14 protein-coding genes are annotated in these 20,548 nt (G+C 53.6%); 9 read left to right on the top strand and 5 right to left on the bottom strand.

Translation table 11 applies throughout. The features are described 5' to 3' along the window. Positions 1-319 precede the first annotated feature (319 nt). Positions 320-1,126 carry a capsular polysaccharide synthesis protein gene (locus I9182_RS18815; RefSeq protein WP_209599260.1) on the top strand — a complete coding sequence of 269 codons (807 nt, stop codon included), beginning with the start codon at positions 320-322 and terminating at the stop codon, positions 1,124-1,126. A 19-nt stretch (positions 1,127-1,145) separates the two neighbouring features. Here the strand turns inward: I9182_RS18815 and I9182_RS18810 are convergent, their stop codons facing one another. The 3 genes from I9182_RS18810 to I9182_RS18800 all read right to left on the bottom strand — a co-directional run bounded on the left by I9182_RS18810 (position 1,146) and on the right by I9182_RS18800 (position 5,092). After that, positions 1,146-2,123, bottom strand: coding sequence for a hypothetical protein (locus I9182_RS18810; RefSeq protein ID WP_209599259.1), 978 nt, complete (start codon positions 2,121-2,123; stop codon positions 1,146-1,148). Next, positions 2,071-2,862 (bottom strand): sulfotransferase family 2 domain-containing protein, encoded by a 792-nt coding sequence (locus I9182_RS18805; protein WP_209599258.1) that lies wholly within the window; start codon positions 2,860-2,862, stop codon positions 2,071-2,073. Before I9182_RS18805 ends, I9182_RS18810 begins: the two co-directional genes overlap by 53 nt. 157 nt (positions 2,863-3,019) lie before the next feature. Then, positions 3,020-5,092 (bottom strand): right-handed parallel beta-helix repeat-containing protein, encoded by a 2,073-nt coding sequence (locus I9182_RS18800; RefSeq protein WP_209599257.1) that lies wholly within the window; start codon positions 5,090-5,092, stop codon positions 3,020-3,022. Between the two features lie 482 nt (positions 5,093-5,574). Between I9182_RS18800 and I9182_RS18795 the strand changes: the two genes are divergently transcribed. The 3 genes from I9182_RS18795 (at position 5,575) to I9182_RS18785 (ending at position 9,919) form a co-directional block, all read left to right on the top strand. Then, positions 5,575-6,825 (top strand): right-handed parallel beta-helix repeat-containing protein, encoded by a 1,251-nt coding sequence (locus tag I9182_RS18795; protein WP_209599256.1) that lies wholly within the window; start codon positions 5,575-5,577, stop codon positions 6,823-6,825. Between the two features lie 228 nt (positions 6,826-7,053). Next, on the top strand, positions 7,054-8,061 hold the full coding sequence (locus tag I9182_RS18790; RefSeq protein WP_209599255.1) for a glycosyltransferase family 2 protein: 1,008 nt from the start codon (positions 7,054-7,056) through the stop codon (positions 8,059-8,061). 394 nt (positions 8,062-8,455) lie between these two features. Beyond that, a complete protein-coding gene (locus I9182_RS18785; protein WP_209599254.1) occupies positions 8,456-9,919 on the top strand; it encodes a glycosyltransferase family 39 protein in 1,464 nt (487 codons plus the stop codon). A gap of 19 nt (positions 9,920-9,938) precedes the next feature. Here the strand turns inward: I9182_RS18785 and I9182_RS18780 are convergent, their stop codons facing one another. Together I9182_RS18780 and I9182_RS18775 are read right to left on the bottom strand one after the other, a co-directional pair. Next, a complete protein-coding gene (locus I9182_RS18780; RefSeq protein WP_209599253.1) occupies positions 9,939-11,276 on the bottom strand; it encodes an arylsulfotransferase family protein in 1,338 nt (445 codons plus the stop codon). Beyond that, entirely contained in the window at positions 11,277-12,863 is a 1,587-nt protein-coding gene (locus I9182_RS18775; protein ID WP_209599252.1) for a glucosyltransferase domain-containing protein, read from the bottom strand. It abuts the gene before it with no gap. 935 nt (positions 12,864-13,798) lie between these two features. On the opposite strand from I9182_RS18775, the gene I9182_RS18770 reads away from it, so the two are divergent. The 5 genes from I9182_RS18770 to I9182_RS18750 all read left to right on the top strand — a co-directional run bounded on the left by I9182_RS18770 (position 13,799) and on the right by I9182_RS18750 (position 20,165). Then, on the top strand, positions 13,799-14,863 hold the full coding sequence (locus I9182_RS18770; protein ID WP_209599251.1) for an arylsulfotransferase family protein: 1,065 nt from the start codon (positions 13,799-13,801) through the stop codon (positions 14,861-14,863). 70 nt (positions 14,864-14,933) lie between these two features. After that, positions 14,934-15,176: a hypothetical protein gene (locus I9182_RS18765; protein ID WP_245222731.1), complete on the top strand. Its 243-nt coding sequence runs from the start codon at positions 14,934-14,936 to the stop codon at positions 15,174-15,176. Further along, a complete protein-coding gene (locus I9182_RS18760; protein ID WP_209507420.1) occupies positions 15,176-16,627 on the top strand; it encodes a sulfotransferase in 1,452 nt (483 codons plus the stop codon). Before I9182_RS18765 ends, I9182_RS18760 begins: the two co-directional genes overlap by 1 nt. A 274-nt stretch (positions 16,628-16,901) precedes the next feature. Beyond that, entirely contained in the window at positions 16,902-18,293 is a 1,392-nt protein-coding gene (locus tag I9182_RS18755) for an arylsulfotransferase family protein (protein ID WP_209599250.1), read from the top strand. 123 nt (positions 18,294-18,416) lie between these two features. After that, complete coding sequence (locus tag I9182_RS18750) at positions 18,417-20,165, top strand: glycosyltransferase family 39 protein (RefSeq protein ID WP_209599249.1); 1,749 nt, start codon at positions 18,417-18,419, stop codon at positions 20,163-20,165. Positions 20,166-20,548: the final 383 nt, after the last annotated feature.

Below are 20,548 nucleotides of genomic sequence, written 5' to 3'. Positions count from 1 at the left end.
CACCTGATCGGTGCGATACTACCAACAATGCCTAACGTGTACGCTAGGGAAGTATAATCTGCATCATCCAAGGGTCCATCACCGCTTGGGGGAAAACAATATCCTGTATTTCGCGCGACTGTTTCGCAAGCATGGCGGTGAATACACAGCAAAAAATAGATGCAGGCCAATCGCGATAGTTTTCTGGCGCGGCTCTGGAATGGTCGTTAAAACACCGACATGGGTTACGATAGGAGCGTTGGATTTGGCCGGGAACCCTTGGTTATTTTTATTTGTATCTTTGGTTAAGGGTAAACAGCTTCGCAGTTTTGCCCGCAGATTGACCCGCAAAGCCGGCAAGACACAACCCGACGGGTTCGATAATGCTGTGCCGCGGATCATCCCCAAGAACATCTGGATGTTCTGGGACAAAGGAATTGATGAAGCTCCCGAAATCGTGCGGATGTGCATTGCATCCTGGCAAGACAAAAATCCGGACTGGACCCTCCGCATTCTCGACAAGGACACGGTCGCAGAGTTTGTCGATATGCCAAAGCTCTCGCCAGAAATGTCGATACAATCTTATTCCAACATTCTGCGGTTCAAGCTTTTGAAAGAACATGGCGGTGTTTGGGCGGATGCGACCGCGTTCTGTATCAAACCATTGAATGACTGGCTGCCGATTGTAGGACAACGAGGGTTCTTTGCCTATTTCTGGACCCCGGAAACTCGATGGTTCACATGGCCCGGATATACGCGTGAAGTGGCAACGTGGTTTTTGGCCTCCGAACCGCAAAATGTCATCATGGCGGACTGGTATGACTACAGTGTTCAGTATTGGAAAAATCGCCAGAAACCGCATCTGTATTTCTGGTGTCAGACATTATTTGAACTGCTGATTTACATGCGCCGCCCGTTCCGGCGCGCCCTGCGTGAAGTCCCTAAATTCGGATGTGTCGGACCGCATCTGGTACATGAATGCCTCCTGCGGCAACGCGATCATGCCCGGGTAGCCCGCATTCTGGACGATGGCGCGGCACCCGTACAAAAGTTACGCTGGCAATGGAACGCTCAGCATCTTGAAATTGCGAAGAAATTGCTGCGCGTCTCGGAAACCGAAGTTCCCAAACGCCCCAAGGTCGGCTGACCCGCAAGGGTTGGCTGCATCATTCTATCCGGATCAACATATCCGGGTAATCTCGGGCGATCCTTTGTAGATCCTGCTCGTATTTTTGTCGCAACGCGCTGACCGTTTCACTTTGATATGGCCGAAACGGGGTGCCAGCGACGGCATCCGGCCCGTCATTATAGAAGATCTTCTTAACTCGCATGCGGCGTTCTTCAACCGACAGTGAGCGATCCAAAGCCTCGGCTTGGTGGATCGCCTCTTGCGATGGCGATGTGGTTCTTGTGGGTGGTGGAATCTGTGGGAATGCACCCACGTTCCGGCCTGCAAAAGCTGTCAGAATCTTCTGCCAGTGTGCGCTGTAGTCTTCCTGTCGCCAGACCCGCAATGCTGCACCGGGAAAGGCCGCCATAAGACGCTCGATCAGATCGAACCAACTGGGCGGCGTCTTCAGAACGTCCGCGCCGAGCCGGGATTGCCAATACGGATCCGGCGCAAAGGATTTCATCATTTGAGCATAGGCTGAGGGCAACAGCCTGTCGTAAGAGCGCACCCCCAGAAAGAGCGTAACAGGAGCCGTCTTTTGCATCTCGGTGACAATATGCGCCCCGCGAAAAGACGGGTAAAAGACAGGCGACAATAAACCATCGGAATAGCCCAGCAGATCTTCGTCCGAAACAAGAACCGTCTCTGCTCCGCCGCGCAGCGCCTGAGCCTGGCGCATAAACTGATTGGCCAATGGTCTTGACCAGAACCTTCTTCGCCAATGACCGGGGTTTGAATAGCGGCGCTGTAACGGACCAAAAGCTTCCCGGGGGATATAATCCACACCCCGTCGCGCCATCTGGTCCCGATGTGCTAGCAGCGTATCCTGAACATGTGTTGTCGCGGTCTTATGCGCACCCAGATGTATGCGCCATTCCTTTACCGGTTGCACCTGCCCGCTCCGTTCCTTGCCTGCCGGATCACGCTGCAACACCTGCCAGAACATCCCGGTGCAGGGCAATATCCTCGGCATAATAGTCACGAATAAAGTCCTGGAAAACAGGTTCACTCAAGACCGGATGCGGTTGCGTGCCACCGGATTTCATCAGAACGCGACGGGCGGAGACACGCAATGCTTCGTGCACCGGACTAGGCAGAACGCGACGGGCCAGCGCACTCCCCCCATACATAACCCGTTTCAGCTGTGGGTGACGAAACACCGTGGTCTTGTTGGCATGCCCGATTTCCAGCGAAGCGAGGCCGATCTGCCGGGTCAAAGCCTGAACAAAAAGATCAAGATGTTCGACCGGATAGAGATTGCGCACCAACCGTTCGCCGTTGATCCGGACAAAATCGGACTGTCGGGAAAAATGCACATATTCCGGAGAAATCACCGCAGGATCAGAACAAAGATATGCCACTACCTTCTCGGTTTCTGCGCGGATTTCATCATCGCTGAGCTGCGCAAATTCCTTGCCCAGATACATTTTGGCGCGTTGCGACATGGCGGATTGAAAGCGCTGATACGGGTCACGCAACAGCGCATAGCTTTCGTATTCCTTCAGCTTCCCGAACGCCTCAGGATCAAGGTCACGCAGCAGCGACAGTGGAAGATGGCGATAGTCGATTTCACCCAGTTCAGGATGTCGCTCGACCAGTTTCAGAAACCGGCTGTCTGCATCGTGGAATGACAAAACAGCATTGCGAACAGAAGTTCCCGCACATTTCGGCACGTGAATGAACACAAAACGATGGCTGTCAGACAAAATCATAACTCGAAACTTTCAACACGATCGGCCTGAAACAGCCGCAATTCTCCAGGGCAGGGAATGGCTGTCCTGAAATACAGTTGGCCAGGTGCGATCTTGCACCCAGCCAGCGTAATTTTTCAACCATATATGCGCCGACATTTCGCCGATGCATATCGTGTCAGGCAATCGAAAAATCGTCCTGCACAACCTGCGTGTCTACAAAAACGACCTCGTCGTCGATTGCAAACGCGCTGATTTCACCATCGATATAACGATTTCTCGCAAAGCCTAGATCCCAACCCCATTCCTTGCCGCCGTGCGCATCGACAAAATCAAAATCGGTATTGGTTTCATCAAGCACCACATTCCCATCGACGAGAACCTGTAGACGATCTGCATTCTGGTCGACCAAGAAGGTGATCGTATGGGTTTCGGTATCATTCAGGCCCAGATTATCTACATGGAATCCCTTGGTGAATTTGCCATCATTGTTTGCGGCATGCGCAATCAGGCCATCACCTGTCAACGTCAGTCCCACATGGCCCTTGTTCCAGACCAAACGCTGGGTGCTGCCGTCTGCTTCAGATCTGGTAAACTCAACCGTGAAAGCAATCTGCTCGGAATCTTCAAACTCGGTCAGACGCCCCAATTTCACAAGATCCCGGTCTCCGTCAAGTTGGATCACCGGACCCGACGCCGTGTCCACAACCGTCGCATCACCGATAAGCTCGGCCTGACCGTTATCTGGCAGGTTCGCGATATCCAGAACAAAGTCGTCAAAGACCATTTGACCGGATGGGACAGAAGGCGATGTCGATCCAGACGTACCACCGGTATCCGTACCAGACGTACCACCGGTATCCGTACCGGATGTACCGCCGGTATCCGTACCGGATGTACCACCGGTATCCGTACCGGACGTACCACCGGTATCCGTGCCAGATGTACCGCCGGTATCCGTGCCAGATGTACCGCCGGTATCCGTACCGGACGTACTATTGGACGTTGTGCCTGACGGCGGTGTACTGGTTCCCGTTCCACCGGAGACAGGCGTTGTCGCCGTTCCAACCCAAGAATCGTAGGAGAGCGGATAACTATCGACCAGGTCAGAACCTGCCCCCAGAACATCTACTGTACTACCGGGAATAACACCAAACTGGTTGTACCCATCGGTTGCGGTTGTCGCATGATAGGTAAACTGAGCATCATAATATCCGGCTGCGTTCGGGTCTGTATTCTGAACAAAGGCATTGTCCAGAACCGTCCAGTCGGACTGTCCCTGGTGGCCAGCAATCCCGGATGTCACATTCTGGTCGATGATCACGTTGGTCGAAGATGATCCGACGGTGATTTTGGGAATGGTCACACCACCCGTCACCGAGCGCGGAACCGCGATCAATGTGTTGTTCGAAATCGTCAGACCATCGGTCATGTGAATCGCAATGCCGTTAGTATGGGCATTGTAGATAACGTTTCCTTCGATCACGATATCCTGGTGCCAGTCCGTCGGATCCGAATAGTTGGCGTTGTCGCCCCCGGCCCAAATGCCCTGCGTGTAGTCACCCGACCCAATATCCAGGACATTGTTCCGAATGATAATGTCGCTGCTGCCATCCCCGCTGGAACGCTTAATCTGAATCATATCGCGGTGATCGTAAGAACCCGCGGCACCCCCGAAATCGTGAATATAGTTGTTCTCGATCAGAACGCCGTCAACCCGCCCCAGATTGATGCCGTCAGAACGGATTGTGTGAATGTTGTTGCCAATCAGATCAACATCCGAGGAGGTGCCGACATTTATGGCTTTCCACCAGGAATGGAACTCGGAATTGGCGATAGTGACATTTGCCGAACCCTCGACCACAAGCCCCTTGCCGAAACCTGTCCCATCAGCCGAGGTCCCGGTTCCGCTTGCAAAATCCCCATCAAAAACCGAATTGACGATGTTTATGTTAGTGCTGTTGTCGATCCGGAACTTGCTGGCAGACTCACGCTGCCCACTGACATATGTATAGTCAAACTCGATAGTATCGAACGTGACGTTCGAGGTTTGGTTGACATAAACTTCCGAAAAGCTTGCCATCGCGCTCGGATCAGCGGATTTGATCGTCACGTTGGATGTGTAAAGGGCGTTTTTGAGATTCAGCACCCCATAATCACCTGCCGCAAGCAGTATCGTTTCCCCACCTGTCGCCTGAGACAGAGCCTGGTTCAACTCCGCCGCAGAGGTTACCGTGATTGTCGTCGACATCTTTCACCTTTTTGCATAGGCGCTGTGAGTGGCAGCGCACAAGAATCCCGCTCACCCAGGACAGAAGGAACAGCCGCACGAAGGCGACAGATGGGCCAGAATGTGGCTATGTTTGGAAATTGTTGCCTGCATCGGGACAATAATGTCCCTTCGCCTTCATTTCCGAGTGAAATTGGTACTCGTTACCGGGAATTGTTCCCCTTCCCTTAGCGGTACCCAAGGGTTTTACGAATTGATTCCTCTGCCGCAACAATGAACACACAATTGCCACTATTCCGGCATGGGCCCGCGTATCTCGAACAAATATCGGCGGTGAATTGCCCGATGCCGTGACGTCACCCCGTGTGGGTGCCCCATCAAATCCATCAACGTTCTGTTCAACACAGCTTTATGGACACGACTCATCCATGCCCGTAGCCTTCCTAATTGATGAACGTGACACGGGCGGACCTGCCATGCGGGACAGACACAGTTCTTTCGGAATGCTGGTGTGTGCCTGCATTTTGCTACTCTCTTTTTCGGCCCCGTCCTATGCCGCCGGGGCGTGTACCGACACGAAAGCCACGACAAACGTGTCCGGTACAGAAAAGGGCCAGACACTCCGCAACGCTTCTGAACTCGCAGGCGCCGTAAAAAATGCGAAGGGAGGAGAGACATTCATTCTTGAAGGCGGGAATTATGGCGCTCTGAAAATTAGCAATATTTTTGAGAAGCCCGTCACGATCCGCTCAGCCAACCCCGGGTCGCCTGCATGTTTCACGGAATTACGCCTGCAGGGCGCGGGCAACATCGTGTTGGATGGGTTGATTTTTGACTATGAGTATTCCCCAGGGGACAAGGACTCAACCACCCGCTTCACCATCTATTCCAGCAGAAACGTGACCATCTCGAACTCCTTGTTCGATGGTGGCTACAAATCAGGAGTGGGGCATGGCCGCGGACTCCGCCTCAAGGACAATGTATCGATTACACTGTCCCAGAACACATTCCGCAGATGGTGGAAAGGACTTACGGGTGGGCATGGCAACGACATAACGATCCGGGGAAACACCTTCTACGACATACGCTCGGACGGTATGGCCATGGGCGCTGTTGATGGGTTGATCATCGAAGGCAATCATCTGCACAATTTTCGCGGTATACGCGGAGGCAAGGATCACCGTGACATGCTGCAGATCATGCGCGCGTCCAACCGACGCAGCACAGACATCGTAATTCGCAACAATATCTTTGACATGGGCGCGGGAGATTATGCTCAGACAATCTGGATGGGCGGAGATGGCAAAAACTTGGGGGATCCCATGGTTCGTCATCAGAATGTGTTGATCGAGAACAACGTGATTTATAATGCCCATGCACACGGAATTTCGATCCATGGGGCAGATAACCTGTCGATCAGGCGAAATTCGGTCATCCGGGTCAGACGGGAGAAAGATGGGGGCATCACCATTCCGCGCATCAGCGTTTCCCCGGATTCAACCTCAGTCGTTATCGAACAAAACGCCGTCAGTAAAATCAGCGGATACAAGAACCAGCGCGATTGGGTCATCCTTAATAACGCCGCCATTCAGGATGTATCCCGGGGGGCACCCGGATTTTACGACAGTGAGTTCATCTACTACGCAACCGGACCGGCAAACGGACATAACGAATATGGCGTGCGGCCGGGCAGCCAAATCGATCGGCTTAATGCCGGCTCCACGCTTGTTAAGAATTACCCAACCCGCAAATAGCCCCAATATGACGGCGCCCGCACCGGGCCCATTAGGTCAAATCTTCAGAATACTCCCGGTATTCCCAACGAAAAGAGCAGACATGTAGTGGTTACAAACAGACACGGATGCTCAAAAAAGCTGTGCGCAGGCGCGGAACTCTTTGAGGCCCGCATCAAACCATGATCACATACAGCCAGCTACACAATAAACGACATTCAAACGGTGCCGCCAAATATGAACACACCCATGTCGCAGTCTCGGGCCGGTCATGCAGGTCAAGATACCCCGACACTCAGCATTATTGTGCCGATGTTCAATGAAGAGGACGTTCTGCCAATCCTGTTTGATCGGCTGGGCCAGTTTCTGGGAAACCTTGGCGAAAGCTATGAGATCATATGTGTGAATGACGGCAGCACAGACGGCACAGCCAGAATTTTAGCCGACGCGCACGAACATGACAGGCGCATCAAAGTGGTAAACTTTTCCCGCAATTTCGGCAAAGAGATCGCCCTGACCGCCGGACTTGACGTTGCCTCGGGCAGAGCAGTCGTTCCGATAGATGCGGATTTGCAGGACCCCCCCGAACTGATTGAAAGCTTTCTCGAGAAATGGCGCGAAGGGTTCGATGTCGTCTATGCCGTCCGGCACCGCCGCAATACGGACACCGCGATGAAACGCTGGTCGGCGATAAAGTTCTACAAGATCATCAACAGGCTCTCAGGGGTTCCGATTCCGGCCAATACGGGTGATTTTCGGCTCATGGACCAAAGGGTGGTTCGCTCAATAACCCAATTGCGAGAACATAATCGTTTTATGAAGGGGCTCTTCGCCTGGGTCGGATTTCGACATGCCGAGGTACTTTATGACCGGCCTGAGCGCGCAGCGGGACAAAGCAAGTTCAACTACTGGCGTCTTTGGAATTTCGCACTGGACGGCATTACCGGGTTCAGCACCGTCCCGCTGAGAATTGCTGGCTATGTCGGTATGCTGACCGCCCTGGCGGCGATTATCTACGGCATTTTCCTTATCGTACGTACCCTGATCTACGGGGTGGACGTACCTGGTTATGCCTCGCTGATGGTTGCCGTGCTGCTGATCGGTGGTTTGCAACTCGTGGTGCTTGGCGTGATCGGCGAGTACCTGGGGCGTCTCTTTGACGAGGCCCGCAAACGCCCACTTTACATTGTCGAAAGCAGCCTTGGCCTAACCGCCGAGGCCCTTGCGGAGCCGCCCGACGGAAAACCATTGACTTGAGCTTTCGTCAATTGAACCATCAGGACGTTCAATCCGTTTATTCAGTACAGGCGGTGTTTTGTTGCTCGGCGATCATTTCGAATGTCATGGGAATTGCGAGATAATGTTGCGCCAACAGTTGCCTGCAAGCCATCTGATGCAACCAAAGGGTGCGGGGCAGAGCTGGCCAGCATATAGAAAGGTCACAGGCCCAGAAATAGCACCAATAAGGTCCATCAGGTCGCATTATCCAAAAAAAGGCGACTATCTTTGCGCAGAATTTCCAATGTTTGCGCCTTCGCATGCACATACACCACAGGAGCAAAAATACCGACAGACAGCTGCGCGCACCTCACGCAAGGTCGACTTACCAAATGCCACCCAGAACCGAGGCACATGTGACCGGTAAAACCCCATGATACAACAATCCCCCGCAGTTGGGCGTAATGATCTGGCTGTGCTCCTGCTCATACTGCTTCTCGCCTCCGTGCTGCGAACCGCAGGGCTGAATGCGCCGCTATGGTATGATGAAATTTGGACCGTCGATACGCATGTCCGCCTGCCTTGGGGCGAAATGATGCGCGAATACTCGATGAACCATCACTATTTCTTCAGCATGAAGGCTAAGCTGGTCTCGCAGATTTTCGGAGATCAGCCTTGGGCCTATCGTTTTCCAGCGGTGCTGTTCGGCGTTGGCATCGTTGCTGCAATCTGGTGGCTGGCGCGGGATGTTGCAGGCACGAAGGTCGCTCATATTTCGGCCCTGCTTGTCGCACTTTCCTATCATCAGGTTTGGTTTTCGCAGAACGCCCGCGGATATACCGAGCTCGCATTCTGGAGCACGTTGGGCCTTATTTTCTTTTTGCGGGGAACGCACCGTCCGACCGTCGGCACGTGGGTTGCGTTTGGCCTGACTGCCGCAGCTGCGGTTTTCACACACCTGACCGGGGTATTCTTCTTTGTCGCTTTGGGTTTCATCTGGCTGGTGTCACTGGTAACCGGGTTTGGGCGCCCCGCCCTGACCCGTGACTGGGTGCTGCGGCCTCTTATTGGCGTAGCAATGGCGCTGGTCTTAATTGTGTTGTTGTATCTGCCGATCTTTCCAAGCCTCGTGGAAGCCATGGGCGAGGTAGCGGCAACATCCGCTGTCGATCCGATGCAGGAGTATCAGAGCCCGGTCTGGACAGTGCTGGAAGGGCTACGGACGGCAATCGGAGATACTGGCCCGCTGACCATGATTGTTGCATTCGGCGGATTGATCGCCCTGGCGTTTGGTGCCGCAGGAGCACATTCAGCACAACCACTGTTTTTCCCGTCCATCGTTATGCATATCGTGGTGACGCTGGCTATTCTCCTGTCGCTCGACATGCGGATATGGCCACGTTTCTTTTTTGTTGATATCGGCCCGGTCATCATTTTTGCGGTCATCGGCTGCTGGCACGGTGCGGGCATTGTGGCACGAGCGATAAGCCAGCCTCGGATTGGAATGCCACTGTTCGCCATCGGTGTTGCGGCGATGATCGCTTTATCCGTGCTTCTTGTGCAGCGGAACTATGCCGCGCCAAAACAGAATCTGGCCGGAGCTTTTGCCTTTGTGGAACAGACCCGTACCCCTTCCGAGCGGGTTTACGCCATCAATCCGGGCGGGCCTGTCTTTGAGAACCATTTCAATGCCAACTGGACAACCATTGGCGACCCCGAAACATATGCAAAAGCGATAGCTCAGCCTGGTCCTGTGACATTGGTCGTCCTGTTTCCGAACCGAATGTTCAGCGCCATCCCACAACTGAGGCAGGATGCCAAAGGGCAACTGGACCTTGTCCATGACTTCCCCGGAACACTGGGCGATGGTAACGTTCATGTATATCGGCGTGACTGAGCGACTGCCGAGCTGGAGGTCAGGGGCAAGACCAGACTGACCGGTCTACAAAATCCAGAGGATAACGCCGCGCTTCCTCTATCAGTGCGGCAGAGCGGGTTCCCGCGACAAACACCATCGACCAGACGGTTTCTCCATCCCGAGTGATCTCGAAAACGCGCCCAGATGTGCTTTCGGTTACAAGAATATTGCCGTTGGGCAACGCCTGATGTGTACCCATGATAAAGCTGAAAAAACGCTGATCATCGTTTTGGGGGTAAACCGTCTCAGCCAGACCAGTCACGGGATCGAACCGAAGGACACGGGCACCCACGAAATCACGGCCAGGCATTCGGTGACCGCTGCCATTATCAAAGACGGTGATGGTGCCGTCCTGCTCGATATCGGGATCGTGCTGCTTCAGCCACGGTCCGTGCTGCATCCAGACGATCTTGCCACTGGATCTGTTCAACACAGCCAGCGCGTGGAGATTACGCATGGAGAGCAGCAAATCTCCGGGCTCCGACCCTGAGATGCGCGCGCTCAGCTCAGGGGTGACAACTTCGATATCATTGAGATGTAGCGGGTCCAGCTCTTCTGGATTGAGCCCATAGATGATGTCCAGTTCCTGATTTTCTATCAGCCAGTCAATCGTTGGCTCCAGGATGGGGACGTCTTCAATGATACGTCCCTCGGGGTCGATCAAAAGCGCTGAATCGGCATAGTAATTGTCGGAATCCATGATTGCTTCGACCGAAGCGCCCGGAAGCATATATTTAGGGGTTATGGTGGCCGGATCACGTTTTTTTGGAATCCAGTACGTCCCATCCGGGTTCTCCGTGATCGAATGGTGGGTCATCTGATCAACAGTCCAGACGGTATCACCGCAAGGACCAAGGCGCGCGGTGCCCAGCTCGGCGAAATTGACAAGGACGGATCCATCCTTTCCCAGGGCAACCCCCTGAGTGTGATATTCTCCAGATCCCTTGGGGATATTCTTGTCAGGGATGATATGAGCCGGATTGGACCAAATTGCGTGAAAATCCAGCGGCCAGGTGCGCAAAAGCGTCCCGTCAGCATCATAGACGCGCGCCTGTGCGCCATCGTCAAACATGCCTTGCATGACTGTTAACCCAGCCCAGCTAAGCTCGGGATTATATGTGACAAGGCCGGTTCCCTCATAGCGACGCGGCATCCACCGGGGGTCACGATACCACGGGCCGTGGATCAACTCTTTTACCGTGCTTCTGGCTTCCTGAACCAAAGCTGTCGGCGGCAAATTCAGAACGGCTGCAGAAACACCTGCCAGAAAAGCCAGCGTTGCACCGCATACGAGAAAGACGATAAAACTCACTACATTCTGGCGATCCACGGCCACTTACTCCACCTCATTGCCCGTACTTAATATTTCCTCCAACGCCTGTGCGTCTGTGGCGTCATGTTCCACGGTCCACTCGGTTCCCATCGCCGTCTTGTGCTCAATGCGCAGGACCGAGAACGGTTCGCCTCCTGTACTCAGAAACCTGTAGCACAGACCGTTCATTTCTGTGGCCAGAGCTTGCCAGGGAAAACGGTTGAACCTGATCCACTCGCCAGCTTCGTTTAACTGGGTTGCAACGATCTGGCCGTCACCGGGGTCTATATCCGCGCAGGTTTGCCCCAGCAGAACAGCCATAGTGTCAGAGTAACAAAGCGCAGCTTTCCTTCCGCCCCCCAGAGGAAAGCAGGTAGATTGCCTGGGCAGGGGCTCAGTAGCTTCGAAGCAAACAAAAAGCGTGCCCTCAGCCATGAAAACCGATCCATCTTCCGGGAAAGCCGCGCAGGGCCGCGGAGGGGTCAGAACCGACCCGGCATAATTTGCAGCTCCGTAACGAATCTGAAATATGGAATTCATGTCGATGCCACGATGAAACGTGCTGGGTGTCTGAAAACCACCGAACCTCAGGTGCTGGTCAGCAGGCCCACCAACAGAACGGATCGGTGTCGATGTGATATCAAAACCATTCATCGATCTGGCTCGCTCCACTATGTCGTCGGCCAGGGCAACATCCTGCTCCGCCACACGCTGAAAAAGTGGCCAGATATGCGATGACGCAATTGCTTGGCTGACACCAAAGATCAGCACCAGGGTCAGCCCTGCAACCGGGGCAAAGCGTGACATGGGCACCCCGGCCATCCCCTGAGCAACAACCGCAGTGCTTGCCAGAGCGACACCGGCGAAGACAAAACCGATAAAGCCGATGCTGCGACCAATCAGATAAGGCTCCGGATAGAGGAACCAGATCAGAACCGGCAATATGAACAGGGCGCCGAACCCACCGAGAAACACACGAAACGCTCCGAACCATCCTCCGCCAGGGAAGGCGCGTGGGGCGAGAAGCGCGCTCAGGGCAGCCATAAGAACCAACCCACAGACAGCCGCCGTTCCAAGCAGGAAAACTCCGCGATATGGCTGCGGCACTCCCAAAAGCCCACCGCTATGGATAAGCCTTTCCATCCGATGCAACGCGGACAACTTTTCCAAAATCACTGTCGACTCCACCCCGCCTGCAAAACGGAAATTTGCCCTGAGATCCAGAATGGAAATGGTCGCCCGCAGCTGCAGTTGATACAGGGCCAGAGCGACAACAGAAACCACAAGAACGCGGAAGATGCAGAGCACGCTTTCACGATGGTCGTACCCGTCGATCCGGATCAAGACGATAGCCGGGATGAGAAAGCCCATAAGCGCGTAGCTTTGATAGAAGCCGATCGAAATCGCCAGAAGCTCGGCGGCTACGATCATGCGCAGAACCATACCTCCGACTGATTGCGCGTGCGGCTGCGCAATCATAGTCATCGCACCAACAGAAGCCATAAGGCCAAGGCTGAACCATGGGGCTTGCGTCTGATAATGCAGGATTTCAGTCAAATAAACATGAGAAGACCCTGCCAGAAAAACCACCACAATAACGGCGATCATCATAATTGAACCCGTCCTGGCCACGGACTGGCGTGCGATAAGGACGGAGACCCCGAACAGAGCGGCAAAAATAACAAAAATCAGAAATGCAATTGGCGTATCCCAGCCAAAGAGTTCCTCGTGCGCCCAATGAGTCGACCAACGACCATGCACCTCAGCAAATCCGCGCTCGAGACCGGCGGCAAACCTCCACTCATCCGGATTGAAACCGGACCGCACGACGCCAATCCCGACGGTCGGCAAAAAAAGTAAAGCTGCGAGAACCGCAGCCGTAAGCAACAAAACCCAAGCTGGCGCTCTGGTATCATCACTCATAAAGGAGCCCAATCAGAAACCGCATAAACCAATGAAACCAAACGACACCTTCTCTCAAACCATTGTCTTTATTTTAGTCATTACTTCTCAATGTGTCATCCACTCCCAGCCTCCGCAAAACAAACCCATTTGGACTCCAGATGCCGTTTCTTGATCCCGCCACTGCATTGCTCGTTCGAAGCATGGCCTCAGTATCAGTCCCGCTTTCACGGCAGCCATGGCAGCATCACATTTCCAAATCGCATATTCCCTAAACGTCTTGGAAAGCACAATACAACTAGTCAATACGGGCAAACGATCACGAACAATCAGGAGTATTCAGACAAAAAGGTCAGAGTTCAGCGCCAATGGCAACGCGCCGGGACTCCTACGTTGACTTGGCTCGGGCTGCGGAGGACAAATACACAGTAACGATTGTAATCTAGGTTTCGCCAATGCGTATTGTTTCATACATCTCCGCAATCTTACTCGTTGCTGTCTTTTCGTTTATTTTAGGGATGTGGACGACCCACAAAAACTGGGAGCCCTGGAAAGCATTCTCAGAGACCAAAGAGGCCATCAGATCGTGGAGAGCCACCGGGTATATAGTCCCGGGCGGAACCTACCTCCAGCGCCCGGCGCGCATGCCATCGGATTCATACGTCGTGCACCAGGCTGATAAAGTCGCGCCCGGCTATGTGCTGATCAACCGGATCGCCAATCCCGCGCCCGGCTATCTCACGGACCTCATCGATACCGAAGGCAACGTGCTGCACACGTGGAAGATTGATCATTCAAAAGTTATCGAAGGTGGGAACGAAGCCGAATTCGTGCACGCCATTCGCCCTCTGCCCGATGGGTCGATCCTTGCCAATTTCGACGACAGCATGGGCATGGCGAGGTTTGATACATGCGGCGACATCATATGGCGGCGCACAGATATGGTCTTTCACCATTCGCTGACCGAAGATCCCGACCTTGGCGGCTTCTGGACCTGGACCTCCAAAATCTGGGATGGCGGGCACGATCAGCAAATGGCCCGGATTGATGCGGAAACCGGAGAAACGCTTGAGAGCATTGACCTGGCGAAAGACGTCATCCTTCCTGACCCTAAGGCGCAACTGGCATTCCGTATTCCCAACGGTTTCAAGTGGCGCTGGAATGCAGAGGCCGATGAAATCCCGGACATCATTCACCCAAATGATGTCGAAGTCCTGCCATCGGAATGGGCCGGGGCATTCCCTCAATTCTCTGCAGGTGACCTTATCATGTCACACCGAGCAATCGATCTGGTTGGTGTTGTCGATCGGAAGACGAAGCGTCTGAAATGGCACAAAGCGGGGCCGTGGGAGCACCAGCACGATGCGGATTTTCATCCCGATGGCACGATTACGGTATACTCGAACAATACCGATCGCCGCCGATCCTCCATTATTGAAATGGATATGAAAACCGGTGAGGTGCGCGATAAATTCGCGGGATCCGAATTGGTCTTCGACAGTTTCATCATGGGGCAGCAGGAACGGCTGCCCAATGGCAATTGGCTGATCTCCTCACCAATGGAGGGCCGGGTGATCGAGGTGACGGCAGACGGGGATTTGGTGCGCGAATTGTCGAACATACTGACTGACGACTACAATTCGATCATCACAACGGCCGTTCATGTTTCGCCAGATTACTTTGACACGCTGCCGTCCTGTGACAATTGAAATCGCAAAAAAGGCCATCGACCGCGCTTGATAAAGGCGTGTTGGACCCGAAATTACTCAGGAGCAAATCATGAACAGACGATTTTCAGTTACAGCGAGCGCTGCATTTGCTTTGGTCAGCCTTGCATGTGCCACGCCAGCTCATGCGTATATAGGGCCGGGGGCCGGTCTCGGCGCGATTGGCCTGGCCCTGGCCCTGCTGGTTGTCGTGGTTTTGCTGATAGCCGGCTTTCTTTGGTTCCCGATCAAGCGGGCACTGAATGCCCGTCGCAACACCAGGACCGCTGAGACCCCTCCTGACGAGCGTCATTGATGATCGCTTTCTGCGTCTCGCTGCTGGCGGTTCTTGGATTTGCAATAGGCTTATTGAAGACCGGAGTTGTTGCGGCGGCCCGGTCTTTGGTTGCATCCTCGGTTCGCGGGGTTTCTGCGATGTTTGACGCAGAAACCACAGATGAAGAGAAAGAGGTCGCCGTCCGCCGCGCCGCGTTCGAGCTCTTGAAAGGCGTCTGGCAACTCGCCTGGCGTTTCAGCCTGTCGCTTGTCGCTGCCGGAGCACCAATACTTCTGGCTGATATCGCTGGCCTTGCAACCACCGATGAGGTGATGGGGCTGATGCTCCGCCTTGATTATATCGTCGCCGTCACTGTGGCAGCGATCCTTATTGCCCGGTTCGTCTCGAAGCGTTTGCCCGGAAACGAGCCCTCCGAAACCGAAGCCTATTCGGAAGGTGACCGCCTGGTTCACGCTTTGGCTTTTTCAACGCCATTATTAATGAAATCCCTGGCGGCCGCAGATGACAGGGTCTTTAGGTTCACCAATAAGACAAGGGGATCACGACCTCCGATCTTCATCACTTCCCTGGCCCGAGGTGGCACAACCGCGCTCTTGAACGCATTTTTTGATATGCCCGTGATCGCAACGCACCAATACCGGGACATGCCATTTATCACCGCCCCCTATCTCTGGTCAGTCCTCGGCGGAAAACGATCAGATCGGGTGACACGCCGCGAACGGGCCCATGGTGACGGGCTTGAGATTGACCTCGACAGCCCCGAGGCATTTGACGAAGTGCTATGGCGCCTCTACTGGCCGGACAAATATCACCAGAAAGCCATCGATCTTTGGCAAGAGGGTGACAAAAACGAACCAGCCTGTGATCGGCTGCGTAGACATTTTGACAAGATCGTTGCGCTACGGCGCCCCGGGCAGGTGCAGGCGCGATATCTGTCAAAGAATAACGCAAACATCGCGCGATTGAATGTGTTGCCGTCTTATTTCCCCGGCTGCGACATCATTGTCCCGCTGCGCCGACCGGCCGCACATGCGGCCTCACTGCTGCGCCAGCACAAAAACTTTCTTAACCTTCAGGCTGAAGATGATTTCGTTCGCCGCTATATGCTGGACATCGGGCATCTCGAATTTGGCCTGCTGCACCGGCCCATCGCGTTCGACACGTTCGATCCCGGCCAGATCGATCCAAAGCAACCGGATTACTGGCTGCACTACTGGATTGCTGCTTTCCACAACGTCGAAAAGCAAAGCGACAGATGCTTGATCGTCACGCAGGATGATCTCAGAGCCCGTCCTGATCAGACAATGCACGCTTTGTGCGAGACGCTGGAGCTTCCCCGAAAAGGCCAGTGCTTCGACGGCTATTTTCGCAACACACCAGACCAAACCCCTGACCACTTGTTTGACGCCGAATTGCTGCATACGGCGAACGCACTCTACACTAACCTTGATAAGCTGGCCGTGAGATAGCGGAACTCGGGACAACTAGAAAATCCAGCCCATGACAATCGCTCCGAACGTTTGGCTTGGAGCCCTCACCCTGATCATATTTTCTTACAGACAAGATAAGTTCCAAGACATCTAACTGCCTGACTAAAAAGTGACTTATTCCCTTACGGTGATTGCCTGCATTCTGAGGGATGGCTGCGTTTTTTTGAAAAGCGACCTGTTTTGGTGTAAGGTCCCCCAGAATTCATAAGTTTTCTTTTTTTTCGAGCTGATCATCTCAAGGTCAAAACCGGTGATGGAAAAGCTTCTTTTTAAGAAAGTCGAGCTTTGGGTCTTGGGACTGGTTCTGGTCACGGGGCTGTTAGGCATGGTCTTATTTGGTGCGGTCGTTCTCGACGAAGAGCGGGGAAATGAAGACCGGGGCGGCGATCACTTCGGAGCGATAGGTGAAGTGGCACTGGCACTGGCCGAAATCCCCGAGAACGCGCGGCAAGCAATTAAGCAGATTGGGCGACCGGACACCAAAATGATGCCCTTTCTTCGTCTTTCAGCGGATGCAGATTTGCCCGCCGGATGGTCATGGAGGCAACCGCCTGGCTCTGGTGGACTGACCGGGTACTTGTTAATAAGCCGCTATAACGGCGATCAGGCGCGACACGTGATCGAGTTGATGTCTCTGGAGACCGGAGAGATTCTCAGGACTTGGTCACCAGAGCCCGAAACGTTGCTGGCCACTGTTAACCGACTTCCGGAATTTGATGGGTTCGCACGCTACGAAAACTGGAATAACGCCTATTTTCGCTATATCCACCCGTACCTGACCGAAGAAGGGGATCTTCTGGTCAAAAACCACATTGCGCCGCTGTTCATGTTAACACCTTGCGGTGACGTCCGATGGTCACGAAGCGAATATTTGTTTCACCATTCAACCAGCCCTGACGGACAGGGTGGTTTCTGGATCCCAAGCTACAAGCTGAATGACTGGCCTGAAAACCTGTCACCTAAATTTGCCCGCGAATCTCTGGTGCGAGTAAATGCCAAAGGTGAAGTGGTTTTCGAAGAGGCGCTGGATGAAATTTTAGATAGCAACGGTTTGCGCCACCTGCTGTTCCCCGCCGCCAATTTTTATCACGACCCAATGCACCTGAACGACATCGAGCCGGTTCTTACCAATGGGCCTCATTGGAAAAGTGGGGACCTGTTTCTGAGTTTGCGCACACCGTCTCTTGTTATGCTCTACCGGCCGTCGACCCACGAAATCATCTGGTCCCAGGCAGGCCCCTGGTTGTCGCAGCATGACGTGGACATCCTTGATGATCACCGGATCGCGGTGTTCAACAATAACGCCTATGATCGCGGGCTTGGCGCACGTGTGGAAGGCATAAGCGAAACTTTGATCTATGATTTTGAGGATGGTTCAGTGAAAAGCCCCTTTCGTGCGGCATTGGAAGATTTGGGGGCCGCGACAGTATCGGAAGGTTTGCAGGATTTCACACCGTCCGGGCACTTGATTTTCGAAGAAGCAAACCGTGGCCGCGTATTCGCACTCAATAGCGCTGGTCAGATTGTCGCTACATTCGTCAACAGGGCACAAAACGGAGAGACTTATTCCCTGGGATGGTCACGTTACATATCTCAACCTCACGGCGAGAAAGCCCTGAAAGCCATCTCTGACAGCGGCTGTTAGGGTCACGAACCTATGCATCCCCATCGCAAATATTTTCTAATTCAGGGCACTTATTGTAATGTTGCCCAAGAATACTTGGCCCTGTCACCACCGGGCACACTTTGTTTTTGTTAAATAGAAGTCATGAGCATACTCGAAAAAGATAGCGTGTTCTTAATTAGGCGTGAGCGCCGAAACGTGGCCGTCTTCATTGCGCTGGCAATCACAATTGTACTGACGATTATCTTGCGGTTATGGGGAATTGAAGCCCGTAGTCTTTCTCATCCGGAAATCTACGTTCCCGGTATCTCTCTTGTTCCCGGCATCTCCGAGCCTCCCCCACGACTTGGGCTTACGGAAACGATCTGGTGGCACTTTCATGACGAGCCGCACCCCATGGGGTGGTATGTGGCCATGTTGGGCTGGACCAAAACGTTCGGAACCTCTCATCTCGCGCTACGGTTTCCGGGTGTCCTGTTTGCCTTGGGCTCCATCCCGCTGATTTTCCTGATCGCGCGAAGCGTATTCGGATCGACCGTGGCATGCCTGGCCGCGCTATTGCTGGCGCTCCATGGCTTTCACATCGCATGGAGTCAGATGGCCCGCATGTATGTTGCCGGGGCTTTCCTGTCACTCTTAGCAACCTGGCTTTTGATTACCCTTGTAAGGACACGCAGACCGAGACCTGGAATCGAGATTGCTTATGTTGCTTCGGTCATGGCCGGAATTCTGACGGTCGAGTTCTTCTGGCCATTGATCCTGCTTCACCTGTTCTGGACAATATTGGTTCTGCCCCGGCCCAATGTAGAGGTTGAATATCTTGCGCATCGGTGGCGGACCCCCAGGCTGTTCCAAATACAAGCCCTGGCCTTCATCCTGTCCGCGCCAGCACTGACGCATGCAGTTTACCGCGCGCGAAAAGCTGCGGTACGCGATCCAAATCCCGAATTTCTGGTAGAATACTTCTCCTTCGGGTTTCTATATGCGAAGGATCACCGCATCATTCCGATGCTACAGATCGGGCCAGCCTGGACCTGGATTATTCTTATCTTTGCCCTCGTGTTGCTGGCAGCCAGTCTGAGAGCGCCAAAGCGCGAAGCGCCGGTTGTAAGCTTGGAGCGAAACATTCCTTTTTGGATTTTGGGTTTTGCAGCTATCTGTTCAGCCTGTTTCATGCTGTGGCTTGCCTCAATCGCTCACCGCCGGACCGAAATGCTGACGGCAATGTCCGTTTTACCCTTTCTTGCGCTCCTTATTCCGACCATGGGCACGGCATGGCGCGCGCTGATCCCGAGACTGCCATCGAAAACCCTGCACTACCCTCAGGAACGAACCTTGCTCCTATGGCTTCTTGCAGTGGCTTCTCCGCTGATCATTTTTGTGGCGTCCTACAAGGTATATGTTCTGGCCGACCGGGCCTTTTTACTCTTCATACCCTACTATCTAATCCTCTGTGCAGCGGGAGCCGTCTGGATGTTCCGACGCCCGCCCCTCAAGCTGGTGTCGATAGGGATATGCGTCATCGTGTTTGTGTTCAGTATACCTTATGCCGCCCAAAAGCCCGGTGCTCCAAACGATTACCAGGGAATTGCACAAGCGATGCTGCCTGAAATGCGCCCTGATGACCTTGTCTTTATGCGGCAGGCACGCGATTGGACGGATACACCTCTGTTCTATTACATCAACGACGCTAATTTTATTGTATCGGAGCATGAGGCCGCCTTGCGTGCTCATCCAAGTGCCCGTGTCTGGTTGGTCACTTGGCCGGGCGAAGGAACCCCAACAGTATCCGATGCGCGGCGCGCAGCACTTCGAGGCTATAGGCAAACATTAATAATCGAAAAACGACGGGCCAACGCAGAACTCTTTGAACCCAGAACAAAGACCCATTGATCTCAGCGATTACCAGTCGAAACCCAAGCCATGACCTGAGTGACATTCTATATCTTGGGACGTCCAATGACCAAAAGCCCACAACAGATACATAGCTTCACGGAAGAGCCGCAGCTTTAGAATTGGAGAAGTTTTTTAGATTTAAATCAATATATTACCAACATAATAGACAAAATATAACCAAATTGTTTAGCGCTTTGCTTTTTTGAAATTTTGCCTATTATACTCGATAAGTACCCCTTATCATGATTGATTGATTTCGCCGGAAAATGCGCGCAGAATGTGCCTCATGAAGCCCCTTGCGCCTTACCTCCCCAGCCCCTCCCCGGCCCTCTCCGCAGAAGATCAGGAGGCGCTCACCGATCTTTATGTGCGCGGCACGC

The organism is Ruegeria sp. HKCCSP351 (genome assembly GCF_017872535.1).
GTDB lineage: Bacteria > Pseudomonadota > Alphaproteobacteria > Rhodobacterales > Rhodobacteraceae > Ruegeria.
The sequence above is the reverse complement of the archived record's forward strand: the minus strand, read 5'-3'. Positions and strand labels throughout refer to the sequence as shown.